Raw genomic sequence first — 26594 nt, forward strand, 5'->3', positions numbered from 1 at the left:
ATGATGATGATTTACGGCATGATGCCGTTTATGAGGCAGACGCTACCTTATGGCGAGCTGCAGCAAAACATCGACTATCGCTGGCCTACTAATAACCGCTTTGGTCTGCGCCCGGCGGCGCAGTTTATCGGGCCGGGTGATGAAAAAATCACGCTGTCTGGTGAGCTGCGCCCGGAGATAACTGGCGGGGCAATTTCCCTTATGACCGTTCGCCTGCTGGCTGATCAGGGCATGGCGTGGCCTCTTATTGGTGGTAGCGGCATGATTTACGGCATGTACGTAATCGAAAATATTTCAAATACGCACAGTGAGTTTTTCCCTAACGGCGCAGCCAGCAAAATCATGTTTACCCTGAGCCTTAAACGAGTGGATGAATCACTGACGTCAATGTTTGGGGATCTAAATCAACAGGCCAGCGGGCTGATCAGCGGAGTCAGTAATCTGCCTGGTCAAATCACATCGGCTATCAGCAGCGTGAAGTCGGCGGCGGGCAGTCTGATTTCATCGGCTGGAGGTTTATTGGGATGACGGGAATCAGTGGACTGCCGGTGCAAATGGGCGCCCGGCTCATGCCAGATTTTATGCTCAAGGTTGACTCTAAGGATATTACGACCAGCGTTAAAGACCGTCTGATCTCACTCACCCTAACAGACAACCGCGGATTTGAAGCTGATCAGCTGGATATTGAGCTGGACGACGCAGACGGCAAACTTGCAATGCCAGTGCGCGGCGCTGTTGTGACATTGTTTTTGGGATGGAAGGGGCAGGCGCTTATCGGTAAGGGTAGTTTTACCGTGGATGAAGTGGAGCACCACGGCGCGCCGGATACCATGACCATTCGTGCCCGCAGCGCCGACTTTCGCGGTACGCTAAATTCCCGCCGTGAAGTGTCTTACCACGATACAACCCTTGGCGAAATCGTGACGCAAATTGCGGGGCGTAATAAGTTGCAGCCTATGCTGGCAAGCGGATTTGCCGGGATCACTGTGGCGCACATCGACCAGACACAGGAGACAGATGCAAAGTTCCTGACGCGTCTCGCAACACTTTATGGCGCGGTAGCAGCAGTAAAGGCTGGCAGGCTGCTATTCATCAAGCCGGGGAACGGCGTAACCATAAGTGGAAAACCCATCCCTCAGATGACCGTCACGCGCAGTGATGGCGACCGGCACAGCTTTAGTATTGCTGACCGTGGGGCATATACCGGGGTATCTGCGAGCTGGCTGCACACCAAAGATCCAAAGCCAAAGAAGGTGAAGCTTCAGCGTAAACCGAAAGAGCGGCATCTGCGTGCGCTTGAGCATCCGGCAGCAAAAAAGACCAAAGCTAAAGCAGTTAAAACGCCAGAGGCTAAAGAGGGTGATTATCTTGCAGGGAGCGAAGATAACGTATTCACGCTGACGACGGTTTATTCCAGTAAGGCAACGGCAATGAGAGCAGCTAAGGCCAAGTGGGAAAAGCTACAGCGCGGTGTGGCTGAGTTTTCGCTCACGCTGGCAATGGGGCGTGCAGACCTTTACCCGGAAACGCCGGTAGAAGTTAAAGGATTTAAATCCGTGATCGATGCGCAGCCATGGCTTATCAGCAAGGTGACGCATAACCTTTCAAGCGGAGGATATACAACACAACTCGATTTTGAGGTGCTGCTATCTGATGTTGAATACACTGCTGAAGAGGATGGCGTAGTAGATGGCGAGGAGGAGTAAATAAGATGAAACTTAAATTTGCAAATTCAAGTTTGATTAATCAAAATACAAACAGCCGCCACCGCTTCGCCATCTAAAGGATTATTCATCATGATGCACTGCCCGTTATGCAGTACCGCCGCTCACGCTAAAAGCAGCCGCTATATCTCAAAAGAAACAAAAGAGCGTTACCATCAGTGCACCAACATCAATTGCAGTTGTACTTTTAAGACACACGAAGCCATTGCCGGGATAATCGTATGTCCGGGGCAAGTGAACAAAGTTATGCCCCATGTACATCAAGAACAGCAACCGTTACAGTTGCACTGAGCTAAGCCCGCGAAAGCGGGTTTTTTTATGTCCGCTGCCAATGGAATAAATTTCTGCTGCCAATTTGCTGCCATGCTGAAATTTAACAAACTGCGGTCATAAGTAACTCTATGAATTTAGAGATAATTAATCATAAACTAATTGCGAATTACAGTTTAGCCTGTTTTAAGGCTGGAGCGCCAAGAGTCTGACAGGTAAACTGCGCGATAATCGAATTCCACAAGACGGTGCGGACATGGAACTGAAAGCAACATCAATGGGCAAACGTCTGGCTCAGCATCCCTATAATCGGGTGCGTCTGCTGGCCGCTGGCGTGGAAGTCAGTGGCGATCGTCACGAATATCTTATCCCGTTCAATCAGTTAATCAGTATTGCTTGTAAACGCGGCATGGTTTGGGGAGAGCTGGAATTTCACTTGCCAGAAGATAAGGTTGTACGCCTGCACGGCACGGAATGGCAGGAGACGCAGCGTTTTTTCCATTACTTGCAGCATGCCTGGCAGCAGTGGAGCCAGGAAATGAGCGAAGTCAGTGCACAAGTCCTGATGGCTTTGGAACAGGAGATTATCGCCTACACGCAACAGGATCGCTGGTTAAAGCGCAGCCAACTGGCTACGGTAAAGGAGAGCATTCAACGCCAATTTTCCGCCTTACCGCTGCCACTTTCGCGCCTGAATGAGTTTGATAATTGCCGTGCGCGCTGGCAGTTTTGCCAGCAGTGGTTAGAACAAGGTGAAACCGCCATTCGCCAGCGCAACCGTGAATGGACGACGAAGGTCATCAAGGACTACCACGAGTTTTTCTCCACTGTCGAAACTACACCGCTTAATGCTTCCCAGTGCGAAGCGGTGGTCAACGGTGAAGACGCCTTACTGGTGCTGGCCGGTGCGGGAAGTGGTAAAACCTCGGTGCTGGTGGCACGTGCCGGTTGGTTGCTGAAACGCAAGCTGTCACAGCCGGAGCAGATTCTGCTGCTGGCATTTGGTCGCCAGGCGGCCGAAGAGATGAACGATCGTATTCAGCAACGCTTAGGTGAGAGTGCGATTCAGGCGCGAACGTTTCACGCGCTGGCATTGCACATCATCCGCGAAGGCAGCAATAAGCAGCCGGTGATCAGCAAGCTTGAAAGTGACAGCAAGGCGCGGCGGCAACTGCTGATCGACACCTGGCGCGAACAGTGCAACAGTAAAAAGGCGCAGGCGAGCGGTTGGCGTCAATGGTTGCAGGAGGAACTGGAGTGGGAGGTCGCTGAAGGCCCATTCTGGCAGGATGACAAGTTGGCGCAACGGCTGGCCTCACGCATGGAGCGCTGGCTGGGACTGATGCGCATGCACGGCGGTGCGCAGGCGGCGATGATTGCCGATGTACCTGAAGATTTCCGCGATAACTTCAGCAAACGCGTCAAACTGATGGCGCCGCTATTAAAAGCCTGGAAGAGTGCGTTGAAAGAGGAGGGGGCAGTCGATTTCTCCGGGCTGATCCATCAGGCGATTGCCATTCTCGAAAAAGGACGCTTTATCAGCCCGTGGAAGCATATCCTGGTGGATGAGTTTCAGGATATCTCGCCACAGCGTGCCGCTTTATTGACTGCGTTACGTCAGCAGAATAAGCGCACCAGTTTGTTCGCGGTGGGCGATGACTGGCAGGCAATATACCGTTTCAGCGGCGCCGAGATGAGTCTGACCACGGCTTTCCACCACTACTTTGGTGACGGCGATCGCTGTGTACTGGACACCACCTATCGTTTCAACGATCGCATCGGTGAGATTGCCAACCGCTTTGTGCAGCAGAATCCTCATCAGCTGCGCAAGCCGCTCAACAGTCTGAGCAAGGGGAATAAGAAGTCAGTCACGCTGCTGCCGCAGGAGCAACTGGAACCGTTGCTGGATAAATTAAGTGGCTATGCGAAACCGGAAGAGCGTGTGCTGTTGCTGGCGCGCTATCACCATCTGCGTCCTGCCATCCTCGATAAAGCCAAAACGCGCTGGCCGAAATTGCAGATTGATTTTATGACCATTCATGCCAGCAAAGGGCAGCAGGCAGATTTTGTCATTATGCTGGGCCTGCATGAGGGGCGTGATGGCTTCCCCGCTGAGGCGCGTGAATCGATTATGGAAAAGGGGTTATTACCCCAGCCGGAAGATTTCCCTGACGCTGAAGAGCGACGGTTGGCCTATGTGGCGATTACCCGCGCACGTCAGCAAGTGTGGATGCTGTTTGATAAAGATCGGCCTTCCGTTTTTGTCGAACACTTCCGCGAATTGGGCGTGCCGCTAAGTCGGAAGGCCTGAACATTACGCTTTCAGGCGGTCGGCAAGATAGCGCTGATAATCGGGGATTTGGATCTCAAACTGCTGGGCAAACATCGGTGCCTGAATAATGAAATCCGCGGTGGCGCGATTGGTCGCCACCGGGATATTCCACACGGTGGCCAGACGTAACAGGGCTTTGACATCGGGATCGTGCGGCACCGCATTTAACGGATCCCAAAAGAAGAACAGCACATCGATTTTCCCTTCGGAAATCAAAGCACCCACTTGCTGATCGCCACCCATCGGGCCGCTTAGCATGGCGTTGACGTCTAAACCGGTGTGGCGATTAATCAGATTACCTGTGGTGCCGGTGGCATAGAGCACATGCGGTTGCAGCGCGCTCTGGTTGGCTTTAACCCACTCCAGTAGCGTCGCTTTACAGTGATCGTGGGCAACGAGGGCAATGTGTTTCTGAACGTTAAGGGTACGAACGGTCTGCTCCATAGGGCTTCCTGTTTCTTCTCATGCATTAATTTTAAGGCATGAGTGTACCCCTGACATTTCAACACTATCAACTTGCGCGTAAGGTTTTCATCCAACTGATAAATCTCAGGCGTGTAGCAGCATCAAAACGCTGAAACCACTGTTGCAGATAAGGTAACTCTCCCGCATCCTGCCAGGCAAAATCGAGACTCATCTGGGCATCCGGCGCACTCACCGATTGCAGCGCAAAGCGAGGAACCGATGCCGCCTGGGCAGTACGGTTATAATTCAGCATGGCCTTTTCCAGATCGCTATCGCTACCCTGTGGTAAGCGATCGCGCACGCTGGTGATTTCATTCCCTCGTTCATCAACGAGCTGGAAATTTAGCGCCTTATCGAACGTGCTGCGTTCTCGGCGGTTGGCCAGAACGGGTAAACGAATCGCGACTGAGGTGGCGCTGGCATTGAACGTGACGATCATCGGCACCGACTGAAAATGCGTGGCATCCGCACAAGGTTTTTCAACGCGAAACAGGAATTGATGCTGCCCACGCTCCAGCTCCAGGCTGTCCGCGCCTTTCAGCAACGAGCCTGAGATTTTGCGACCATCGAGCACCAGCAAGTCGATTTCAGGATCGAGTTTGAGGGTAATGGCATGGCAGGATGCCGATACGAGTAACACGAGTAAACTCGTAACAGCCAAAGACAGCTTCATTTCAACTCCCGGAGGATGGGGATTAAGGGTGATGTGTAGCAAATTATTACATTATGGCAGTAAATTTACATTTTCACATATTTATTCGTGCTGAGGCGCAAAGTTTTTATCTGAGGGTCTTGCACTGTGTCACGCAATGGCAACTACACTCAGGCGAACGAACAAGGAGAAAAAAATGAATGATCAAACGATTCGTGATGTATTGAGCCGCACCAAACGCATTGCATTGGTAGGGGCGAGCGATCGCGCCGATCGCCCAAGCTATGGTGTGATGAAGTTTTTGCTTGATCAGGGTTATGAGGTTATTCCGGTGAGTCCAAAACTGGCGGGGCAGCAGTTGCTGGGGCAGACCGCTTACGCCACGCTGGCAGAAATTCCGGGTAAAGTGGATATGGTAGATGTGTTTCGCAATGCTGAGGCCGCGTGGGGTGTGGCGCAGGAAGCGATTGCCATTGGTGCCGATACGCTGTGGCTGCAATTGGGCGTGATCAATGAGCAGGCGGCAGTGCTAGCGCGCGATGCGGGCATGACGGTGGTGATGGATCGTTGTCCTAAGATTGAAATTCCGCGTCTGGGTATTCCGCCCATCGCGTCGTAAAGCTGAAACGGCGACCGAGGTCGCCGTTGTCATTAATGGCGCAGGCTAGGTGCCTGTAACTGCTGCCGGATGGAAGCAGCAAGTTCATCCATCGAAGGTTGCTCAGGATGCTCATACGACGTTTCACCGGCGAGTTGAATTTCAGCAACATAGGTGTGCACCTGTTCGCCTTCTTCATCTTCCATCACTACGTGATACCAGGGTGCGGCGCGCAGCGTTTCACTGGCCGCCACATCATCCTGCTCGGGTTCATCGAGCGAAAACTCCGGATCGACATCCACAATAACGCCGAGCACCCCGGAGAGACGGTGACGGACCTGCTGTCCAATGCCAAATTTACTGGTAATCATGGTGCCTCCCAAAACTGTGCCCTGTCTCTAATATGGAGGCAGGGTACAGATTTTCAAGTCACAGCACGCGGCAGGCAAAACCTTTCAGATAAAGACCTTCAGGATAGCTGGCGATCACGGGGTGATCGGCTGCCTGACGGAACTGCTCTACAAATTGTACATCACGACCCGCATCCACTGCGGCATCGGCGATAATTTTCTGGAACAGTTCGGTGGCCATCAGTCCTGAGCAAGAGAATGTCAGAAGAATACCGTTAGGATTGAGCAACTGCATCGCCAGCATATTAATATCTTTATATCCGCGGCAGGCGCCCATCAGCTGATTCTTGTTCTCAACAAATTTCGGCGGATCCATCACGATCACGTCAAACTTTTCGCCGCTGTCACGGTAGCGACGCAGCAGTTTGAAGACATCATCACGCACGAACTGTGCACGAGACAGATCGAGGCCATTGAGCTCAACGTTCTGTTTCGCCACATCCAGCGCATCCTGTGACGTATCCACGCTAATCACTTCGCGGCAGCCACCCATCAGAGCCGACACGGCAAATCCGCCGGTGTAAGAGAAGCAGTTCAGCACGCGAGCGTTTTCAGCGTAGCGGCGCGTGGCAAAACGGCTGTCACGTTGATCAAGGTAGTAACCGGTTTTATGGCCACCCTGAATATCGACCAGCAATTTCATGCCATGTTCGGTAATCGGCAGTAACGGCGGCGGCAGTTCACCAGTGACTGGGCCTTGTGTCAGTTCCAGTCCTTCTTTTTTGCGCACGACAACATCAGAACGATCGTAAATCGCGCAAGTTGGGAAGCACTGCTGTAAGGCAGAGAGAATCGCCGGGCGTTGATATTCAGCACCGGCGGACAGGAGCTGCAGCACCATAAAGTTGCCGAAACGGTCAATGGTCACGCCAGGCATGCCATCCGACTCACCGGCAATCAGGCGATAGCTATCAAGGCCATCACGTTGCGCCAACCATTTGCGCCACTGCTGCGCTTTTTCAAAAGCGCGGACAAAGAAGGCGATGTCGATTGACTCATCCTGCTGCCAGCTCCAGACGCGCGCGCGAATTTGTGACTGTGGAGAATAAGCGGCACGGGCCAGCCATTTACCATTGCTGTCGCAGACATCAATAGTTTCACCAGACTGGGCTTTACCTTCCATACGGGCAACGGCACCTGAGAACACCCACGGATGGCGGCGGAGCAGGGATTTTTCACGTCCCTTAGCGAGAATCAATCGAACGGTCATGTTTGCTATGCTTACCTGAAAAAATGAGGCGCCATTTTCCGGTGGATGGCGGCAAATTGCAACGCACAATGGGGAGATAGCCATGGCGAACACGTGCTACAAAATCTGGGTGCACGGTATGGTGCAAGGGGTAGGCTTTCGTTATTACACCCAGTCACAGGCCAATAAACTGGGCGTTACCGGTTATGCGCACAACCTGCGCGATGGCAGTGTTGAAGTGCTGGCCGCTGGCGATGAACAAAAAGTGGAGGCGCTCATCACCTGGCTGAAAGCAGGCGGGCCAACCAGTGCACGGGTCGATAAGGTGCTGGTGGAACCTCATCAACCCACGCCGATACCTACGCGATTTACCACTGGCTGATTACAGACACTTGGCGGGTTTTGGCAAACCAGCTATTTTTGTGGCTTGTTTTGCCGGACCTTCAGGGAACAGTCGGAACAGATAACGGCTATTCCCTTTTTCCTCGCCATATTTCTGCGCCATGGCTTTCACCAGCATGCGCACCGCAGGGGAAGTATTGAACTCCTGATAGAAGGCGCGCACAAAGTGTACCACTTCCCAGTGAGCCTCACTCATCACAATGGCTTCATTCTCAGCAATCACCGCAGCGAGTGCTTCGCTCCAGTCCGCACTATTTTTTAAGTAGCCTTCCGCATCGGTGGCGATCTCTTTACCGGCAAAAATCACAGTCATTCCTCACAGCATCAATCGGCGTATTGTAAGTTCGCCAACGGCTAAAAAGCAAAAACCCCGCCGAAGCGGGGTTTTGGACATTTATGTCTGCAGCTTAATCTTTGCTGGCGAAGCCTAACAGGCTCAGCAGGCTGACAAAGATGTTATACAGCGACACATACAAGCTCACGGTGGCGCGGATATAGTTGGTTTCGCCGCCATGAATGATGTTACTGGTTTCCCACAGAATCGCACCCGCTGAGAACAGGATAAACAGCGCACTGATCGCCAGATGCAGCGCTGGCAGTTGCAGGAAGATATTCGCCACGACCGCAACCAGCAGCACCACGAAGCCAGCCATCATCATACCGCCAAGGAAGGACATGTCACGACGCGTGGTCAGGACGTAGGCCGAACAGCAGAAGAACACCAGCGCCGTACCGCCCAGCGCCATGGCAATCACATCGCCCATGCCTGCCGCAAGGAAGGAACTTAGGATTGGGCCAAGGCAATAACCGAGGAAACCAGTAAAGGCGAAGGCCGCCAGAATACCTGCCGGGCTATTCGCCAGACGGTAGGTCAGGAACATCAGACCGTAAAAACCGACCAGCATCAAAATTAATCCGGGAGAGGGCAGAGCAAAAACGGTGCTGAGCGTGGCAGTGACCGCGGAGAACGCCAGCGTCAGGCCAAGTAAGAAGTAGGTATTGCGCAGCACTTTGTGGGTGCTGATCAGCGATTGCTGCTGTGACGAGCTAATTATTCTATCCATCATGCGCTCCATTATAGAGAGAGAACACCAAATATGGCCTGAGGATACGCAACGGCTACCAGACAGCAAAGTCGTTTTACCCATCTTTACGCGATAAATTGCTGTTTCACTGAGCAGAATGGTGATTTTGACAGCGAAAAAATGGATTTTGGCTGTTTTTCAGGCGAACGATTCAATCCGCGCTTTACATCGTTCGGGGGGATGTTTATAGTGCGCCTCATTGCGGAGGGGTGGCCGAGTGGCTTAAGGCAACGGTCTTGAAAACCGTCGATGGGAAACCATCCGAGAGTTCGAATCTCTCCTCCTCCGCCATCACTCTTGCAGAGTGAAGTGACAAAAAGATTTCCGGAGGGATGGCCGAGTGGCTTAAGGCAACGGTCTTGAAAACCGTCGATGGGAAACCATCCCAGAGTTCGAATCTCTGTTCCTCCGCCATATTAAAGAAGCCCGCAGAAATGCGGGCTTTTTGCTTTTCTGCGTTCCGGAATTCCGAAAAACATCCCGTTGCTTTTCAATCTGCTGCCGTTACCCGACGGCACGCGCGTTTACTGCTATATTCCATTCACGGTTTTTGTAAACATCTGGCGATTTTCCGAGGCAAGCTGGGTTACACTGTGCGGTAATTCGCTCAATGGCGAGCTAATCGTTTGAATGCCAGAGTGTTTCACTGATGAATTATGGAATAGGCACAATGATCAAGAAACTGAGTCTTTGCGCGTTGTCAGTTATCGCTGCGCTCCCGATCGGTATGTCTGCTTACGCGGCAGATGGAGATATGCAGTTACAGCAAGTGCTGATGCTGAGCCGTCACAATCTGCGCGCACCGTTAGCCAACAACGGCAGCGTGCTGGAACAATCCACCAAGAAGAATTGGCCGCAGTGGGATGTGCCCGGCGGCGAGTTAACCACCAAAGGCGGCGTGCTGGAAGTCTACATGGGTAACTATACCCGTCAGTGGCTGGCACAGCAGGGCCTGGTGGAAAGCGGCACCTGCCCGGACAGCAGCAACATCTTTGTCTATGCCAACAGCCTGCAACGTACGGTCGCCACCGCGCAATACTTCATTACTGGCGCTTTCCCGGGTTGTGATATTTCCGTGACGCATCAGGATGCGATGGGCACCATGGATCCTATCTTTAATCCGGTGATCACTGACGGCAGCGACGAATTCAATAAGAAAGCGCTGGCGGCGATGACGGCTGCGAATGAGAAGCTGGCGCTGAAACCGGCTTTCCAGCAGTTAGAAAAAATTGTTGATTACAAATCGGCACCGGCCTGTAACGGTAAAAAACAGTGTGATCTGAGCGGCGGTGACAACACCTTCAGCGCAGAAAATGGCAAAGAGCCTAACGTGAATGGACCGTTGAAAATCGGCAATTCGCTGGTTGATGCCTTCACGCTGCAATATTACGAAGGTTTCCCGGCCGATCAGGTGGCCTGGGGCCAGATTAAAACTCCTGAGCAGTGGAAATCCCTCGCGGCAATCAAAAATGGTTATCAGGATGCGCTGTTCACTTCTCCCGATGTCGCGCGTGAAGTGGCCGCACCACTGGTGGATTACATCCGCAGCCAGTTAGTGGACCAGGACAAAGCGAACGCACCGAAAGTCACGGTGATGGTGGGGCACGATTCGAATATTGCCTCACTGCTGAGCGCATTGCAGGTTAAGCCATACGAGCTGCCGGGTAACGATGAGAAGACGCCAATCGGTGGTCAGGTGGTGTTTGAGCGCTGGCACGATGCTAAAAACAACAAAGATCTGCTGAAAGTGGAATACGTTTATCAGACAGCGGAACAGCTGCGCAATGCTGATGTGCTGAGCCTGAAAAACCCGCCGAAGCGTGTCACGCTGCAACTGGCAGGCTGTGATGCCGATGCTAACGGCTACTGCAGCTGGGATCAGTTTGCTACCGCGTTGAATACTGCACTGCAGGGTACCCCGCTGCAGCCGGCTGCTCCGGCTCCAGCAGCACAGCCAGCGGCACAACCAGCGCCTGCTGCCGCCAATGACGACGCAAAAGCGAAAGCGGATCAAGCCGCTGCAGATAAAGCGGCTGCAGATAAAGCTGCAGCGGACAAAGCAGCTGCGCAGAAAGCGGCTGATGCTAAAGCCGCTGAAGAGAAAGTGAAGGCAGACAAAGCGGCTGCCCAAAAAGCCGCAGAGGATAAAGCGAAAGCTGAGAAAACCACTGCACAGAAAGCGGCGGAGGACAAAGCGAAAGCCGATGCCGCTGCAGCGCAGAAAGCGCAGTCAGATGCGACGCCAGCCAAGCCGGAAGGTGAGGCGGCAAAAGCCGCTCCCGCCAGCAACTAACGTCGCTGTAATGAAAAAACCCCGCCTCGACGGGGTTTTTTATTTCCGTTAACCGGCGACGACCACCAGTTTTTGATTCGCAAACTCCTTCAGGCCAAGATCGGACAACTCCCGTCCATAGCCTGAGCGTTTCACGCCACCAAACGGCAACTCCGCGGCGGTATCGCTTTGAGAGTTGATAAACACCATACCGGTCTCGATCTGCGATGCCATGTTGCGCCCACGCAAAATATCGCGCGTCCACACTGAACCGCCCAGACCGTAGTGCGAATCATTGGCCAGTGCGATGGCGGTGCGATCGTCAGCCACCACATAAACCTGTGCCACCGGTCCAAAGAACTCCTGGTAATAGGCGGGATTTTGCGGTGTGAGGCCAGTCAGTATCGTTGGCTGATAATAACAACCCACGCCTTCTATCACTTTTCCGCCCAGTTCAACATGCGCACCCTGCTTAACCGCATCCTCAACCTGTTTCACTAAACGGTCGCGAGCCTCTTTCGATGAAAGCGGACCCAGCGTGGTGCTTTCATCCAGTGGATCCCCCGGTTTGGCCGATTGCAGGGCCGCACTAAACTTCACCATAAACTCCGTCGCGATTTTTTCGTGCAGGATAAAGCGCTTCGCTGCGGTACATACCTGACCACAGTTACTTAATCGCGCCTGCGCGCCCTGGCGCACGGCTTCGTCAATATCGGCATCGTCCAGCACCACGAATACGTCATTGCCGCCTAACTCCAGCGTGGACTTTTTCAGATGCTTTCCGGCCTGCTCCGCCACAGCGCTACCGGCACGTTCAGAGCCCGTTAGCGCGACACCTTGCACGCGCGGATCGGCAATCAGATCGGCGACTTGTTGATTAGAGATAAACAGATTGCTCCACGCACCCTTTGGCGCACCCGCTTCTTCAACCAGTTTTTCGAAGACATCCGCACAGTGCGGCACAATATTGGCATGTTTCGCCAGCACCGGATTTCCCAATGCCAGATTTGGCGCCAGCACGCGCATCAACTGGTAATAAGGGAAGTTCCAGGGCTCGACGGCGACCACCACGCCAATCGGGTGATACTCAAGCCAGGCATCGCCCACCGTGCTGGGATAAGGTTGTGCCTGTAATAAGTGAGCCGCATGTTCGGCATAGTACCGAGCGATCTGCGCGCAGATTTTTACTTCCCCCCGGCTTTGACCAATTAACTTGCCCATCTCACGACTGGCAATCTCAGCTAATTCGTCAACGCGCTGATCAATCAAATCGGCCAGTCGGTGCAGCACCTGCAGACGTGGCTGCATATCGCCTTTACACCACGTAGAGTGGTAGAGTTCGTCAGCCGCGCTGAGTGCCTGCTGCATATAGGTGTCATCGTGATCAGGCCAGGATTTCAGCAACTGATTATTGGCCGGGTTGATGCTTTGGTAGGCTGACATAAAGGGCTCCTTGGCAGAAAAAATGACAAAGGCGGGACATGCCCGCCTGCGTGTTAAACGTTTTTACGCTCGACTGTTTTGTCGTCCCACGTCAGAACGTCCTGATCGGTCTTATCAAAAGCGCGGAGCAGCACATCGTCGCTACCTTGCTGACGCCAGATTTCTTCCGCGAGTCGTTCGTCATAATTCGCCACCTCAAAAATGGCTTCAGCAATTTCAGGTGAGGTGTGGCGCAGCGTGGCCCATTCGCCCACGTGGTGAGCTTTCGACTGTTCTGTGGCCATAAAGGTCTCCTGTTGTGGATTTATCCTAGCAGTTTTACCGCCAGTCCGGCGACGTATTGGCCCTGATAGCGGGCAATTCCCAGTTCTTCTGCTGACGGTTGGCGTGAGCCGTCACCGCCCGCAATGGTGGTGGCGCCATAAGGCGTGCCGCCGCGTACCTGAGAAATATCGAAAAGTTCTTTGGTGCCATAACCGATGGGGACGATAACCATGCCGTGATGGGCGAGGGTGGTCCAAACGGAGGTGATGGTTTGTTCCTGGCCGCCACCGGTGCCGGTAGAGGCGAACACACTGGCGAGTTTGCCGTACAGCGCGCCTGAGGCCCATAATCCGCCGGTGCGATCCCAGAAATTACGCATCTGACCGGCCATATTGCCAAAGCGGGTTGGCGTACCCACGATGATGGCGTCGTACTGGGTTAAATCTTCAGGTTTTGCTTCAGCCGCCGCCTGATTCACCTTGCCGCCCACCTGCGCAAATCTCTCCGCATCCATGCTTTCCGGTACACGAAGAATGGTGACTTCCGCACCGCTCACACTCTTTGCGCCTTCAGCCACGGCTTGCGCCATGGTTTCGATATGTCCATACATTGAGTAATAAAGCACCAAAACTTTTGCCATGGTTTTCTATCCTGCTGAGGGTGATGAGTATTCAGAAGTATAGAAGAGACTGCGTAAGGTGCCGGAAGGGAGGATAGATGGATACGTCTAGCGCTGCGCTTTTAACCCGGCTAACCGCTTGTAAGCTGGATGTTAATCTGGTTTATGATAGAAAAATAAGTGAATTATATGTTTCAAAGTATGAATATTAGCCGAATATCAGACTGGCCTGGCTATCCTTTTATCAGGTGGCGCGAATACTCCGCCGCCTTGCTTTTCACCACATTGGATGAAAAGGCCTAACCACAGATGCTCAATCCCTGGAGGAAATGATGGCACAACATCGTGGAGGATCAGGCAATTTCGCGGAAGATCGCGAGAGAGCCGCGGAAGCCGGTCGTAAAGGCGGAAAAAATAGCGGCGGTAATTTCAGGAATGACCCGCAACGCGCTTCCGAAGCAGGTGAAAAAGGGGGACGCAGTCGCAGCAAGAAATAATGTGATTGTGTTTGATCCCCCCCTCCGCCGGGTTCTCCCGGCGGTAACAAAGATTGCTTTTCCCCTCCTGACCAGGCAAAAATGATCGCCAATCGATTATTGTGGTGCGTTATGTCTGCTTCAAATTCCCGTCTCAGCCTGCGTATTACGCGTCAGGAACTCGTTCTCATCTTCATTACCATGGTTTGGGGTGGCACCTTTTTGGTGGTGCACCGGGCGATGGCACATTCCGGTCCCTTTTTCTTTGTGGGGCTGCGCTTTGCCACGGCATCGTTATTGCTGGCCTTTTTCTTCCGCCGTTATCTGAGGCACATGACATGGCTCGAAGTGAAAGCCGGTGCGCTGATTGGCCTGTCGATTGCGGGTGGCTACGGCTTACAAACCTGGGGGATGCAAACCATCTCCAGCAGCCAGTCGGCGTTTCTGACCGCGCTATATGTGCCGGTGGTACCGTTACTGCAATGGGTATTTCTGCGCCGTCCGCCAGGGTTAATGGCATGGATTGGCATTATGCTGGCGTTTACCGGTTTAGTGCTGGTGGCCGGGCCACAAGACGGTAGCCTGACGTTGAACGCGGGCGAGATAGCGACGTTACTCAGTACACTGGCGATTGCGGCTGAAATTATTCTGATCAGTCGCTTTGCAGGCCAGGTTGATGTGCGTCGCGTGACGCTGATCCAACTGATGGTCGCATCGGCTTGCGCTTTTGTCTTTATGATCCCTAATGGCGAATCGGTCCCAACGATCTCAACGCCATTGCTATTGAGTGCGCTGGGTCTGGGTGCGGCCAGTGCACTGATTCAGGTGACAATGAACTGGGCGCAGCGCAGCGTGTCACCGACGCGGGCTACGGTGATTTACGCCGGTGAACCGGTCTGGGCAGGGGTGGTTGGACGGATTGCGGGTGAACGTTTACCGGCCGCTGCCTTGTTGGGCGGTGTGCTGATCGTTTGTGGGGTGATCGTCAGTGAGTTACGACTTCGCCGCAAGAAAGCGGTGCCTGAGCAGGCACCGCTGGAGCCTTAAGGATGCTGTCGTGCCGCCTGGTTTGCCAGCGCGGCACCCCGACGTTTAAGAATGGCATTAAGAATAATGGCACCGAAGGTCGCGGTGCCAATTCCGCCAATGGTAAAACTGCCGATCTTTAAAGCAAAATCGCCAGCACCCAGCACTAACGTGGTGGCCACCATGATCAAATTGCCGTTCTGACTGAAATCAACGTTGTTTTGCACCCAGATCCGCGCACCTGCCACGGCAATTAAACCGAATACCACAATAGAGGCACCGCCAATCACCGGGCCGGGAATGGTATGGATCAAGGCACCAAACTTCGGTGAAAAGCCGAGTATCAGCGCAATCACTGCTGCCGCGACAAACGCCAGTGTCGAATAGACTTTGGTGACCGCCATTACGCCAATATTCTCGGCGTAAGTTGTCACGCCGCTGCCTCCCATCGAACCTGACAGCATGGTGGCGAGGCCATCCCCGACAAACGCACGTCCCATCCAGGGATCAAGATTGCGTCCCGTCATACCGGCGACGGCTTTAATATGCCCAAGATTTTCAGCCACCAGAATGATGGCGACAGGGGCAATCATCACTATCGCCTGCATATCAAATACCGGCGCGGTGGTGTGTGGTAAACCAAACCAGGGCGCACTGGCGACACCGCTAAAATCGACTGGCTTACCGAGGCCAAACACATTGGTGAGCAAGGCGTAGATCGCCCAGGCGACAATCAGGCCAACCAGAATCAGCAAGCGCTGAACCAAACCGCGTGTGAAGACCGCGACCACGCCAATGCACAGCACGGTCATGACGGCCATCCAGCTATCGAACATTGATGCTGATACGCCATGGACAGCAATTGGTGCCAGGTTCAGGCCAATTGCCATCACCACTGCACCCGTGACGACAGGGGGCATGAGCCGCTCAATCCAATCCGTACCCACCTTCATAACGATCAGGCCAATGAAGGTATAAAGCGCGCCGCAGGCAATGACGCCGCCTAACGCCAGCGACAGATTAGGGTTCAATCCCTGGCCGTTGAATCCGGTCACCGCGATAATCACCCCGACAAAGGCGGCGCTGGATCCAAGATAACTCGGCACGCGTCCGCCAGTGACCACAAAGAACAGCAGCGTGCCGATACCGGAAACCAGAATCGCCAGGTTGGGGTCGAGTCCCATCAACAACGGCATTAGCACCGTCGCGCCAAACATTGCTACAGCATGCTGCAGGCCCATGACAAACGTCTGCCCGAACGGCAGGGTTTCATCCGGTGCAATCAGCCCATCTTCGGTCATGGCTGACTTTTTCTGCCAGCGGGGGAACCAGGAATTCGCCATCGTTTTCTCCAGGATATCGGTGGAACCGGACCGCGCAGAGCGGCGTTAGCGGGCGTCCTGCCGTAAAAGGTGATGATATCCACGGTCAAACCACGCCAGGCCATGGGAATCATCGTTACGTACCAGCGCAAGTGCTTCACACATCAAAACGTCGTGTGTGCCAACACTGACCACCTGGGTGATTTTGCAATCGAACGACACGGTGGCACCCTCCAGCAGCGGTGAACCGCTGGCCAGCGTGTGCCAGTTAGCCGCAGCAAAACGCTGTTCCATCGGCGTCTTCCCGCCAAACAGTGTCGAAAGATCTTCATGACCGGCCGCCAGGGTGTTGACGCACAGATAGCCATTGTCCCGAAAGGTCGGCCAGACTGAGGCCGAACGATTCAGACACACCAGCAAAGTGGGCGGCGTATCCGTCACGCTACAGACAGCAGATGCGGTGAATCCGGCGCGACCAGCCGGACCGTCGGTGGTGATGATATTCACCGCCGCGCCCAGTCGTGCCATGGCTTGGCGGAAAGCATCGCGATCTACATTCGGTACCAGCGGCAGCTCAAGCACACTCATGGTTTCACTCCTCTGTTCAACTGGCGGCGCGCTGTGCAGGAGCAGCCGTTTCGGCCAGCCACCCCAGCAGCAGAGCGTTAAACTTATCGGCATCGGTCACGCTCATCGCGTGCCCGCCCCACGGCATCTCAATCAGACTGCCATTCGGCAGCGCCTGGGCCAGTTGTGGAGAGCAGCTCCACGGCACCAGCAGATCGTCCTGGCTACAAATGGCTAACACAGGCTGATGAATCCGCGCCGCATGCGTACGGAAATCACTGTTCATTAATACATGCAAGCGGCGCAGCAGATTTTCCATGCCCTGAAAATGGGTCACGTGATGGGCATCTTCAGCGGTGATGCGCGCCTGATGGCGCGCCAGCCATTCAGCCGGATAGAGGAACAGTGGCTGCGCTCGCACGAAGGCTTCAACGCCTACGTTGAGCAGGAGATCCTGCCGCACCTGGAAGCAGCGTTGCGTATGAGGATCCAATGAGAGCCAGCCATTAATCACCACGACGCGGCCGACACGATCGGGATAATCCAGCGCCAGCTGCAGGCCAATCAGGCCACCCAGTGCGTGGCCAATAATGTCGTAATGGTGAATATCATGCTGCGCCAGTAGCTCAGCCAGTTCGGCGGCCATCATCGCCATGCTGTAGCCTTCAGGCAGCGTATCGGCACTGCGACCGGTACCGCGCTGATCGTAAGTTACCACGCGATAATGGGGAGCGAGCGCCGCCAGCTGGGGTTGCCAAAAGCCCGCCACGCCACCCAGGCCGGACGACAGCACCAGTGTTGGCGCGTCGGCAGCGGTTAAACCATGAATCTCAAGGTGCATTACGCCTCCTGCGGCCCGATGTGCGCGACGCTGGCAATTTCAATCAGCGCATCTGGTTTAACCAATCCACACTGAATGCAAAAGCGCGCGGGTTTGTCGCCGGGGAAATACTCGGCGTAGACCTGGTTAATCGCGGCGTAATGGCTCCAGTCGGTGAGGAAAATAGAGTTGAAAGTGACGTCACTCATGCTGCCACCGGCGGTCTCGATCACCTTTTTGATGGTTTCCAGTACGTGTCGGGTTTGTGCCGCGGCATCGCCGACGTGGACGACATTGTTACTGGCATCGAACGGTAGCGTGCCTGACACGTACACCACGCCATCGGCCAGGGTTCCTGGCACAAAGGGCGCAATCGGGGTGCCGCTTCCGGCAGGAATAATCACACTTTTAGGCATCGTCGCAGTTCCTTATCGTTATGGTTTTGCAGGTGAGATGGACCCTAAGCTTTCAGAGCTTCACAAAAAGTGTCCGTGTCGCTAACCCAGCCAAAGAAGGTTTCGATGTTGAAAATCGCCGCTTGTTGGGCAAATGCCGGTCCGGCCTGATAAGTGGCGTCTTCCAGCACCACGCCAAAATATTCGAGGAAGAAGCCATCGCGCAGTGTCGACTCAACGCACACGTTGGTGGCAATGCCGGTGAACACCAGGTGGCGGATACCGCGGCTGCGCAGCATGCTATCGAGTGGCGTATTGAAGAAGCCACTGTAGCGCGGTTTGGGCAGCACGATGTCTCCTGCCTGCGGCACCAGTTCATCCACCAGCGCATAATCCCAGCCGCCTTTCGACAGGAGCGTGCCCTGTAACTCCGGGCGCTTACGCATGGTTTTCAGTGCATTCGATTTATGGAAGTTAGGCGAGCCGGCATCACCCGCTTCAACGTACTGGTCATCCCAGCCGTTCTGGAACCAGATAATCTGCATGCCAGCGGCGCGCGCCGCGGTTACCGCCTGATGAATTTTGGCGATCACTGGCTTTGTGGCGGAGACATCAAAACCAGCAAGATCCAGATAACCCCCTTCGGTGGCATAGGCATTCTGCATATCGACGACGATCAAGGCGCTTTGCGTCGGCGGCAGTGCAATCGCTTCTGGTCGGGCGGGCAGGGTGATATTGGGCAAACTCGACGTATGGGCGCAAGTCACGGTACTCATCAGGCAACCTCCTTCTGCGAAGTGATAACGTTTTGACGACACTGCATTAATGGCTGGATACGCTCACCGAAATCTTCAATGCCTTGCAGGAAGTCATCGAAGGTCAGAAGCACGCCCTGTGTGCCGTCAACCTCGGCAACTTCATCCAACATTCGTGCCACATTGGCGTATGAACCCACCAGGGTGCCCATATTGATGTTCACGGCTGATGTGGGATCGGCCATCTGACGCACGTTGGTGTCGCTGCCGGACTTGGTATCCTGCTGACTTTGTGTGGTGAGCCAGGCGAGCGCTTCTTCATCAGCACCCGCTTTGTAATGCTCCCATTTGGCGCGTGCGGCTTCGTCGCTTTCGGCAGCAATGATCATAAACAGCACATAGGAACCGACATCCCGTCCGGCTTTATCTGCTGCGACTTTCATGCGGCTGGCGGTCGGGGCGAAGGCGGTAGGCGTATTGACCCCTTTACCGAAACAGAAGTTGTAATCGGCATGCTGCGCGGAGAACGCCATGCCGGCATCGCTCTGACCGGCGCAGATCACCTTCATCGGTTTCTGCGGTTGCGGGCTCACGCGGCAGTCGTTCATGGTGAAAAATTCACCCTTGAAGTCACTCTGACCGGTGCCCCATAAATCGCGCAGCACGGTGACGTACTCGGTGAGGTATTGGTAACGGCTGGAGAAGTATTCATCACCCGGCCACAATCCCATCTGTTCGTATTCGGGTTTCTGCCAGCCGGTGACCAGATTGACACCGAAACGACCATTGGAAATCGAATCGATGGTGGCGGCCATGCGCGCCACAATTGCTGGGGGCAGCGTCAGAGTGGCTGCCGTGGCATAGATTTCAATCCTTGAGGTCACCGCCGCGAGCCCCGCCATCAATGTGAAGGATTCGAGATTGTGATCCCAGAATTCGGTTTTACCCCCGAAGCCGCGCAGTTTGATCATCGAGAGCGCAAAGTCGAAGTGATAATGCTCGGCCTTCAGCACAATCTCTTTATTCAGTTCAAAAGTCGGTTTGTACTGCGGCGCATGGGTGGAGATGAGCCAGCCATTATTGCCAATCGGGATAAATACGCCAATTTTCATGTGAAACCTCTCTGCATTGAACGGGCATTGCTCTACGCGCTGCACTGCTTCCTGCACGCATCCTGCGAGCGGCGCTCAGTCACAAAACTGCAAAGCCTGTGCCACATTTTTAAATACCTTGTACAACAATGTGTTAAAACCCATGGAAGGATGAAAGTGGAGTGGTTGGTCTAAATCAGACCGTTTGGTCAAAACTTTTTGCACGTTTTTCATGCGCACGGTGGTCAAAAAAGGTGCAGGGAGAGCGATTAGGCAGGAAAGAGGGGCTTTGTTATGATGCGAACAGGCAGGATTGAGGAGGTAACAGTGTGAAAAGCGATGAAAAACAACCGGGCCGACGTTCACGTGCCGTTGCCGCAAAACGGGCTGCGATACTGGAAGCGGCGTTAAGCTTCTTCTCGCAGTTCGGTATTCACGGTACCAGCCTCGATAAAGTGGCAGAGCGTGCCGACGTCTCCAAGACCAATTTGCTTTACTACTATCCCTCAAAAGAGGTGCTGTATATCGCGGTTCTGAAGGAGATCCTTGATGTCTGGCTGGCTCCACTGCGCGCACTGCGCCACGATCAGGACCCACTGACCGCCATTCGGAAATATATCCGTCTTAAGCTGGAGGTGTCGCGCGATCACCCGCAGGCCTCGCGCTTGTTCTGTCTGGAAATGCTCCAGGGTGCGCCGTTACTCAAAGGTGAACTGGCCGGGGATTTAAAAGCGCTGGTGGATGAGAAGGCGGCGATCATCGAGCAGTGGATTGCGGAAGGGCGGTTAGCCGGGGTGCAGCCGCAGCATCTGTTTTTCCTGCTGTGGGCCACCACGCAACATTACGCGGATTTTGCGTCACAGGTTGAGGCGATCACCGGCCAGACCCTGAGTGACCCGGAATTTTTCGAGCAAACGCTGGAGAATGTACAGCGCATGATTATTGAAGGGATCCGCGTGCGTTGATCCCGCTTTAACCAGGAGAGTGCATGGATTCGCTATCACAACTGACGTTGGGCGCGGCGGTCACCGTCGCGGTGATGGGCAAGCGCGTGCCGCTATGGCAATCGGCGCTGGTGGGTGCGATTGCCGGCACCTTGCCCGATCTGGATGTGTTTATCGATCATGGCGATGCGATTCGCAATATGACGCTGCATCGAACTGAGAGTCATGCGCTGATATGGCTCACGCTAGTTGCGCCTCTGCTGGCCTGGCTGATCGCAGGTGCAACACGCAGTCGCTCCCACTGGCGCGGCTGGTGTCTGGCAATTTGGCTGGCCCTGATCACGCATCCGTTGCTTGATCTGACAACAGTGTACGGCACGCAGCTGGGGTTGCCGTTTACCGATTTCCCCTACGCGATTGGCAGCATGTACATCATCGATCCGTTGTATACCTTGCCGTTGCTGATCGCGCTGGGGGTGGCGCTATGGCGGCGTGATGGAGTCGGACTGCGCTGGAATCAGGCGGGTTTGCTGATCAGTACGCTGTATCTTGGCTGGAGCATGGTGGTGCAGGGCGTGGCGACGCAGCATATCGATCGTGATTTAACTGATCAATCCATCAAGCCGCAGCAGGTGCTGGTGACGCCAACGGCATTTAATACCCTGGTGTGGCGAACCGTGATTATGACCCCCGATCGTTACGGTGAGGCCTATTGGTCACTGTTGTCACCCGATCGAGCACTGGAAATTCATTGGCACCCGCGCAACCCGCAACTGTTCGATGCGTTTAAAGGTGACTGGTATGCCGAGCGGGTGGCGTGGTTCAGCCATGGTTTTTACGCCATGCGCCAGCAGGGTGAAGAGACCTTGATTTCGGATTTAAGGATGGGGGAAGCACCCAATTACACCTTCACCTTCAATCTGGGATCGGCACATGTTCCCGAACCGGCACCAGAAAGGGAGCCTTCTGTGCGACCTTCACTGGCGCAGGCATGGCATAAATTACGCGAAAGGTTATAAAAAAAAAAGCCCCGAGCATTCGGGGCTTTTTGTCGGCAGTGCTATCAGGCTTTACGACGACGTAACAACCAGCCCATGGTGAGAATGACGAACCACAGCGGCGTGACCATCAACGCCTGACGAGTATCATCCTGCAAGGTCAGCAAGACAATTACAAAGGCGAAGAACGCCATGCACACCCAGCACATCAGCTTGCCCAGCGGCATCTTGAACTTCGACTCAGCGTGACGTTGCGGATGCTGTTTGCGGTAAGCCAGGTAGCTGCACAGGATGATGGTCCAGACGAACATAAACAGAATCGCCGATACCGTGGTGACCATGGTGAATACCGTCATCACATCGGGGATCAGGTAAATCAGCGCAACGCCGCACAGTAGGCAGAAGCAGGAGAAAAACAGCCCGGTGGTGGGAACCGCGCGTGCCGACAGGCGGCCAAATGCTTTGTGTGCCACGCCTTGTTCTGCCAAACCGTACAACATACGGCTGGTGGAGAAAATGCCACTGTTAGCGGATGATGCAGCAGAAGTCAGCACCACGAAGTTAACGATGCTGGCGGCGGCGGGTAATCCGATCAGCACAAACATCTCAACGAAGGGGCTGCGGTCCGGCATGACCTGATTCCACGGCGTCACCGCCATGATCACCAGCAGTGCCAGAACGTAAAACATAATGATACGCACCGGAATAGCGTTAATCGCACGTGGCAGCACCTTGTGCGGATCTTTGGTTTCCGCTGCGGCCGTGCCGACTAACTCAATGCCGACGAAGGCAAACACCGCAATCTGGAAGCCAGCAAAGAAGCCGCTCAATCCTTTCGGGAACATACCACCGTGATCCCAGATATTGCTCAGGGCTGCCGCGCTGCCGCTGGGCGAAGGATAATGCATGCTCACCAGCACGATGCCAGTCACGATCAGGGCAACAATCGCCACGATTTTAATAATCGCGAACCAGAACTCCATCTCACCAAACAATTTCACCGTCGCAATATTGAGTGCCAGGAACACAAATATACACAGCAGTGCACTCATCCAGATGGAGAAGTCGGGGAACCAGAGTTGGAAATAGGCACTAATGGCCACCACATCGGCAATGCCCGTCACCACCCAACAGAACCAGTAAGTCCAGCCGGTAAAATAGCCCGCCCACGGGCCGAGTAAATCGGCGGCAAAATCGCTGAAGGATTTATATTCGAGATTAGAGAGCAGCAATTCGCCCATTGCGCGCATCACGAAGAACAGCATAAAGCCGATGATCATATAAACGAAAATGATCGAGGGGCCGGCCAGGCTGATAGTTTTACCTGAGCCCATAAACAACCCGGTGCCGATCGCGCCACCGATGGCAATCAGTTGGATATGGCGGTTATGTAGATTACGCTGGAGCTTATCGGGCTGCTCGGCCTCGATAAGCGCCTCTTTGGATTGATCAACCATAAATATATCTTTCCTGTTTTGATGTTGTGTCAGCTCTACTGGCTGTTAGATAACGTGCCGTTTGATAGGGCAAGTGGCATAAGATAGTGGAAAGGTTGCAACTCTCGGTAATTGTTTTTTTACAATTGTGACCTTTTGCGGGGTTTACTCTGTCAGTAAATATTTACATGGCATAATCCACGGTGAATTTGCGTAAATCTTCAGCAATTAAGCCTTTTCTGCGTTATCTCTCCATTTTGCCACCTACACTTACGTCTTCTTTTTATGAGTAAACGTGAGGTGTGATGCGCGCATTATTAGCGATTGCTCTGTTGGCATTATGTGGCTGGTGGAGTTTGCCGTGGCTGAAAACGCATCTGCCGCCACAGTGGAATCCATTTACACCGCTGTCGGTGACTGACCCTCCAGGATGGATGATGCGCTACAAATTGCAGCGCCTGGGTCACGATCCTGCGGCATGTATGGCGGTGATGCATCGAGCCAGTCAGCAGGGGTGGGTACAATTTCGCGCCGTGCCAGCACTGCAAGGTGATTGCCCTATTGACCAGCCTTTGCGCGTGAGTGGTTTTGGTGAAGTGACATTGAGCAGCAGCTTTCTTGCCAGTTGCCCGATGGCGGTGAGCAGCACAATGTTTGTCCTCAACAGCACTCACGCCCTTCAGCAGGCAGGTATCAACAGCCCGATTCGGCGAATCACCCACGTCGGCAGTTACGCCTGTCGAAATATCTATCATCGCCAGCAGGGGCGTTTAAGCGAGCATGCAACAGCAGATGCATGGGATGTGACTGGGTTTCAGCTTGCAGATGGACGCTGGCTGCAGGTGGCAAAAAACTGGCATCAACCTGAGGATGCGGCTGCAGGGCTTCGCGCTTTATGGCACAACGGCTGTGCGACCTTTGGTAATGCGTTAGGACCGGATTACAACGCCGCGCATGCCGGACATTTTCACCTGGGGATGCGCGGCGCCGGATACTGTCGTTAGTCAGACGGCGGGATTAAGCCCTCGTTTTATCAGGAAATGATTAGCGGGCCAGGAGAATAGAAAACCGATGATCATGGCCAGTTGTAACATAAACCAGAAAGCCACCAGCAATGGATTGATTTGTTGGTTGAGAACAAATTTTAGTGCCAGTGCCATAAAGATAAAAATACCTAATTGATAAATCAGCAGGGGAAACGTTTCGGTTTTAAACGCTAATAATAACGCCCGGCCAAATGAACGTTTTTCACGTTGACGGATAGCCAGGAACTGGAAAAATAAACCCACCACCAGAGAAACTATCAAGCAAATAATTGCCTGCATCCAGAGCGTTGGCATAATGGCGAACTGATTTAGCAAGGTGATTATTGGTAGGGTCATTATGTCGCCAAATATACAGGCCGCGGCAGATAATGAGGTGGAAATAAATATTGTTTGCCAGCTGGCATTACTCTGAATTTTTTGTGGAACCAGCAGCGCAAGTTTTACCTGACGTGAAGGTTTACGGCCCAGATACCACCAGGCTAACCATCCGATGAACGGCATATAGAGGCCGGTCAGCGGCCAGATGATATTCATGATTGCCACCGGATGCGGGTGACGGAAAAGATCTTTTAAGATCATCAGCGCTGTACAACCGCCCAGTACAAGGAAAGGTAATGCCAGTTGGTTCATCATAGTCAGCCCCGTTATGATGCTCGAATACGCATGACAATGCGCCAGTATGGGTGAGGGCGCAACGTCTTCCCCTGAAAAGTCCACAGCGTCATCCCCCGCACATCCTCTAAGCGTAGCTGGAAAAGAGGGTGACGGAAATCACGTTATACCGCTCACTACAGAAATCACTGGGATTAAGAATGAACCGAATAGCCGTCGTCCCACAAATACCGCTATTACTCTCAGTAACCGCTTTCAAAGTGAGTGATTTTAGTTAATGACGATGCTAAAAATTTATCAATCTAATGATGATTTTCGATGAATAGGGTGATTGAAACTCCTTCGGAAAAATCCTATTCTAATAAGGAAGGAGGATTAAAGTTGTGAAGCTGTTGGCAAAATGTATCTGTTTTCAGTTCCCCATAATGGTAACGCGTTGACAACAGGATAGTTATGATTGTTACCCCGCGGGCTGCTCTCATTTCAATCAATATTTTTTCTCTAGTTAATTTATTTTTTGTGTTAATCAGAACGAATAACAAGTTAAAGCGTGAAACAACGCTGAGGCAATAATGACGACCGATAATTATTTCGTCTGGCGTGGCGAAACTGAAAATGAATTTCAGGCGCTGACGGAAGTGATTCAAGTAAAAACGCTATTACAAAAACACATTGAAGCGATGGGTTTCGATTCATTCGCTTTCCTGGTTCAACATCCCGTGCCTTTTACCCGGCCGCGCGTGTTTTTGTTCAGTACTTACCCGGAAAGCTGGGTTAAGCGCTATGAAAGCGAAAATTATTATGCTGTCGATCCGGTGCTGTTGCTTTGTCAGCGGCCGGGACGAGGCGTGGAATGGACGCGGGATTTATTTACCGGTGCCGGTAATTTATGGGCTGAAGCGAATGCGGCAGGGCTCAACAGCGGCTTTTCTTGTTCGGCAATGGCGCCAAATCGTGCCATTGGTATATTATCTATAGCATCAGCGCTTCACAGTCAGACTCAACACTTACGCGTTCAGCTAGAGGTGAAACTGCACCTTCTGGCGGAACTGAGTTTGCGCGTGCTGGAGCGGCTAAATGATAGTTCAATGGCGGTTTTATCTAACGATTTTAGTCAACGCGAACTGGAAATTTTGAAATGGACAGCGGAAGGAAAAACTTCTGCGGAAATTTCACTGATTTTAGCGATTTCAGAACATACGGTGAATTTTCACCAAAAGAATATGCAAAAGCGTTTTAATGTTTCCAATAAAACGCAGATTGCGTGTTATGCGGCGGCAATTGGCCTGATATAGCAAAAAGGCAACTACTAATTTTAGTAGTTCCCACTCTTTAGTCAGTTGTCTACCCTGCGCCGGAACTTTGCCAGGCTGGCGCAAAG

General features: G+C 53.3%; 30 protein-coding genes and 2 tRNA genes. 15 read left to right on the forward strand and 17 right to left on the reverse strand.

The window, feature by feature from the left end; genetic code table 11:
- From JK231_RS00140 to helD, 4 genes are all read left to right on the forward strand, one after another.
- Positions 1-528, forward strand: a complete 528-nt coding sequence (locus tag JK231_RS00140) for a phage tail protein (protein ID WP_211727751.1) — start codon at positions 1-3, stop codon at positions 526-528.
- On the forward strand, positions 525-1706 hold the full coding sequence (locus tag JK231_RS00145; protein WP_211727752.1) for a phage late control D family protein: 1182 nt from the start codon (positions 525-527) through the stop codon (positions 1704-1706). The genes JK231_RS00140 and JK231_RS00145 overlap by 4 nt, the downstream gene beginning before the upstream one ends.
- 90 nt (positions 1707-1796) lie before the next feature.
- Positions 1797-2015: an ogr/Delta-like zinc finger family protein gene (locus JK231_RS00150; protein WP_211727753.1), complete on the forward strand. Its 219-nt coding sequence runs from the start codon at positions 1797-1799 to the stop codon at positions 2013-2015.
- 235 nt (positions 2016-2250) lie between these two features.
- Complete coding sequence (helD, locus tag JK231_RS00155; RefSeq protein WP_211727754.1) at positions 2251-4305, forward strand: DNA helicase IV; 2055 nt, start codon at positions 2251-2253, stop codon at positions 4303-4305.
- 3 nt (positions 4306-4308) lie between these two features.
- Here the strand turns inward: helD and JK231_RS00160 are convergent, their stop codons facing one another.
- Together JK231_RS00160 and JK231_RS00165 are read right to left on the reverse strand one after the other, a co-directional pair.
- A complete protein-coding gene (locus tag JK231_RS00160) occupies positions 4309-4770 on the reverse strand; it encodes a methylglyoxal synthase (protein WP_034820416.1) in 462 nt (153 codons plus the stop codon).
- 67 nt (positions 4771-4837) lie between these two features.
- Positions 4838-5464 (reverse strand): DUF2057 family protein, encoded by a 627-nt coding sequence (locus JK231_RS00165; protein ID WP_097119296.1) that lies wholly within the window; start codon positions 5462-5464, stop codon positions 4838-4840.
- A gap of 175 nt (positions 5465-5639) precedes the next feature.
- Here JK231_RS00165 and JK231_RS00170 point away from each other — a divergent pair, with 175 nt between their 5' ends.
- Complete coding sequence (locus JK231_RS00170) at positions 5640-6062, forward strand: CoA-binding protein (protein ID WP_034820410.1); 423 nt, start codon at positions 5640-5642, stop codon at positions 6060-6062.
- A gap of 32 nt (positions 6063-6094) precedes the next feature.
- Here JK231_RS00170 and hspQ read toward each other — a convergent pair whose 3' ends face one another.
- On the reverse strand, positions 6095-6412 hold the full coding sequence (hspQ, locus tag JK231_RS00175; RefSeq protein WP_034820407.1) for a heat shock protein HspQ: 318 nt from the start codon (positions 6410-6412) through the stop codon (positions 6095-6097).
- 58 nt (positions 6413-6470) lie between these two features.
- Positions 6471-7661, reverse strand: coding sequence for a 23S rRNA (cytosine(1962)-C(5))-methyltransferase RlmI (gene rlmI, locus JK231_RS00180; RefSeq protein ID WP_211727755.1), 1191 nt, complete (start codon positions 7659-7661; stop codon positions 6471-6473).
- A gap of 82 nt (positions 7662-7743) precedes the next feature.
- Here rlmI and yccX point away from each other — a divergent pair, with 82 nt between their 5' ends.
- Positions 7744-8022 (forward strand): acylphosphatase, encoded by a 279-nt coding sequence (gene yccX / locus JK231_RS00185; RefSeq protein WP_211727756.1) that lies wholly within the window; start codon positions 7744-7746, stop codon positions 8020-8022.
- Here the strand turns inward: yccX and tusE are convergent, their stop codons facing one another.
- Both tusE and yccA read right to left on the reverse strand, forming a co-directional pair.
- Positions 8023-8349, reverse strand: a complete 327-nt coding sequence (gene tusE, locus JK231_RS00190) for a sulfurtransferase TusE (RefSeq protein ID WP_038647738.1) — start codon at positions 8347-8349, stop codon at positions 8023-8025.
- Between the two features lie 100 nt (positions 8350-8449).
- The gene (gene yccA / locus JK231_RS00195) at positions 8450-9106 is read right to left on the reverse strand and encodes an FtsH protease modulator YccA (protein WP_034820380.1); all 657 of its coding nucleotides are present in this window, start codon (positions 9104-9106) and stop codon (positions 8450-8452) included.
- A gap of 224 nt (positions 9107-9330) precedes the next feature.
- On the opposite strand from yccA, the gene JK231_RS00200 reads away from it, so the two are divergent.
- The 3 genes from JK231_RS00200 (at position 9331) to agp (ending at position 11420) form a co-directional block, all read left to right on the forward strand.
- A tRNA-Ser gene (locus tag JK231_RS00200) sits at positions 9331-9418 on the forward strand.
- Between the two features lie 35 nt (positions 9419-9453).
- Positions 9454-9541: transfer RNA gene (locus JK231_RS00205), tRNA-Ser, on the forward strand.
- 256 nt (positions 9542-9797) lie between these two features.
- The gene (agp, locus tag JK231_RS00210) at positions 9798-11420 is read left to right on the forward strand and encodes a bifunctional glucose-1-phosphatase/inositol phosphatase (protein ID WP_160832457.1); all 1623 of its coding nucleotides are present in this window, start codon (positions 9798-9800) and stop codon (positions 11418-11420) included.
- A 48-nt stretch (positions 11421-11468) separates the two neighbouring features.
- Here the strand turns inward: agp and JK231_RS00215 are convergent, their stop codons facing one another.
- From JK231_RS00215 to wrbA, 3 genes are read right to left on the reverse strand one after another with little or no spacing between them, the layout of a single operon-like run.
- Positions 11469-12842, reverse strand: coding sequence for an NAD-dependent succinate-semialdehyde dehydrogenase (locus tag JK231_RS00215; protein WP_097119568.1), 1374 nt, complete (start codon positions 12840-12842; stop codon positions 11469-11471).
- A gap of 53 nt (positions 12843-12895) precedes the next feature.
- Positions 12896-13126: a YccJ family protein gene (locus tag JK231_RS00220; RefSeq protein WP_038647733.1), complete on the reverse strand. Its 231-nt coding sequence runs from the start codon at positions 13124-13126 to the stop codon at positions 12896-12898.
- A 20-nt stretch (positions 13127-13146) separates the two neighbouring features.
- Positions 13147-13746, reverse strand: a complete 600-nt coding sequence (gene wrbA / locus JK231_RS00225) for an NAD(P)H:quinone oxidoreductase (protein ID WP_211727757.1) — start codon at positions 13744-13746, stop codon at positions 13147-13149.
- Positions 13747-14057: 311 nt separating this feature from the next.
- Between wrbA and JK231_RS00230 the strand changes: the two genes are divergently transcribed.
- Both JK231_RS00230 and JK231_RS00235 read left to right on the forward strand, forming a co-directional pair.
- The gene (locus JK231_RS00230) at positions 14058-14222 is read left to right on the forward strand and encodes a general stress protein (protein ID WP_071845623.1); all 165 of its coding nucleotides are present in this window, start codon (positions 14058-14060) and stop codon (positions 14220-14222) included.
- A 111-nt stretch (positions 14223-14333) separates the two neighbouring features.
- Entirely contained in the window at positions 14334-15248 is a 915-nt protein-coding gene (locus JK231_RS00235; RefSeq protein ID WP_097119569.1) for a DMT family transporter, read from the forward strand.
- Here the strand turns inward: JK231_RS00235 and rutG are convergent.
- The 6 genes from rutG to rutA are packed head-to-tail and all read right to left on the reverse strand — an operon-like array spanning position 15245 to position 20198.
- Complete coding sequence (rutG, locus tag JK231_RS00240; RefSeq protein ID WP_211727758.1) at positions 15245-16570, reverse strand: pyrimidine utilization transport protein G; 1326 nt, start codon at positions 16568-16570, stop codon at positions 15245-15247. The two genes, JK231_RS00235 and rutG, sit on opposite strands and share 4 nt — an antisense overlap.
- Before the next feature lie 45 nt (positions 16571-16615).
- Complete coding sequence (gene rutF / locus JK231_RS00245; RefSeq protein ID WP_211727759.1) at positions 16616-17137, reverse strand: NADH-dependent FMN reductase RutF; 522 nt, start codon at positions 17135-17137, stop codon at positions 16616-16618.
- Positions 17138-17153: 16 nt separating this feature from the next.
- Entirely contained in the window at positions 17154-17957 is an 804-nt protein-coding gene (rutD, locus tag JK231_RS00250; protein WP_211727760.1) for a pyrimidine utilization protein D, read from the reverse strand.
- Entirely contained in the window at positions 17957-18352 is a 396-nt protein-coding gene (gene rutC, locus JK231_RS00255; protein ID WP_058959636.1) for a pyrimidine utilization protein C, read from the reverse strand. The genes rutD and rutC overlap by 1 nt, the downstream gene beginning before the upstream one ends.
- A 44-nt stretch (positions 18353-18396) precedes the next feature.
- The gene (gene rutB / locus JK231_RS00260; RefSeq protein ID WP_160832462.1) at positions 18397-19107 is read right to left on the reverse strand and encodes a pyrimidine utilization protein B; all 711 of its coding nucleotides are present in this window, start codon (positions 19105-19107) and stop codon (positions 18397-18399) included.
- Positions 19107-20198, reverse strand: coding sequence for a pyrimidine utilization protein A (gene rutA, locus JK231_RS00265; protein WP_058959634.1), 1092 nt, complete (start codon positions 20196-20198; stop codon positions 19107-19109). Before rutA ends, rutB begins: the two co-directional genes overlap by 1 nt.
- A 308-nt stretch (positions 20199-20506) precedes the next feature.
- Here rutA and rutR point away from each other — a divergent pair, with 308 nt between their 5' ends.
- Together rutR and JK231_RS00275 are read left to right on the forward strand one after the other, a co-directional pair.
- Positions 20507-21142: an HTH-type transcriptional regulator RutR gene (gene rutR, locus JK231_RS00270; RefSeq protein WP_034820328.1), complete on the forward strand. Its 636-nt coding sequence runs from the start codon at positions 20507-20509 to the stop codon at positions 21140-21142.
- A 23-nt stretch (positions 21143-21165) separates the two neighbouring features.
- Positions 21166-22140, forward strand: a complete 975-nt coding sequence (locus JK231_RS00275; protein ID WP_097119574.1) for a metal-dependent hydrolase — start codon at positions 21166-21168, stop codon at positions 22138-22140.
- Positions 22141-22184: 44 nt separating this feature from the next.
- Here JK231_RS00275 and cycA read toward each other — a convergent pair whose 3' ends face one another.
- Positions 22185-23576, reverse strand: a complete 1392-nt coding sequence (gene cycA, locus JK231_RS00280) for a D-serine/D-alanine/glycine transporter (protein WP_058959632.1) — start codon at positions 23574-23576, stop codon at positions 22185-22187.
- A gap of 284 nt (positions 23577-23860) precedes the next feature.
- Here cycA and JK231_RS00285 point away from each other — a divergent pair, with 284 nt between their 5' ends.
- Positions 23861-24559 (forward strand): extensin family protein, encoded by a 699-nt coding sequence (locus tag JK231_RS00285; protein WP_097119575.1) that lies wholly within the window; start codon positions 23861-23863, stop codon positions 24557-24559.
- On the opposite strand, the gene JK231_RS00290 is transcribed toward JK231_RS00285, so the two are convergent.
- On the reverse strand, positions 24560-25234 hold the full coding sequence (locus tag JK231_RS00290; protein ID WP_034820313.1) for a DUF4396 domain-containing protein: 675 nt from the start codon (positions 25232-25234) through the stop codon (positions 24560-24562).
- A 551-nt stretch (positions 25235-25785) separates the two neighbouring features.
- On the opposite strand from JK231_RS00290, the gene sdiA reads away from it, so the two are divergent.
- A complete protein-coding gene (sdiA, locus tag JK231_RS00295; RefSeq protein ID WP_211727761.1) occupies positions 25786-26508 on the forward strand; it encodes a transcriptional regulator SdiA in 723 nt (240 codons plus the stop codon).
- The last annotated feature ends 86 nt before the right edge of the window (positions 26509-26594 follow it).

Source organism: Pantoea sp. JGM49 (genome assembly GCF_018257655.1).
Classification (GTDB): Bacteria; Pseudomonadota; Gammaproteobacteria; order Enterobacterales; family Enterobacteriaceae; genus Pantoea; species Pantoea communis.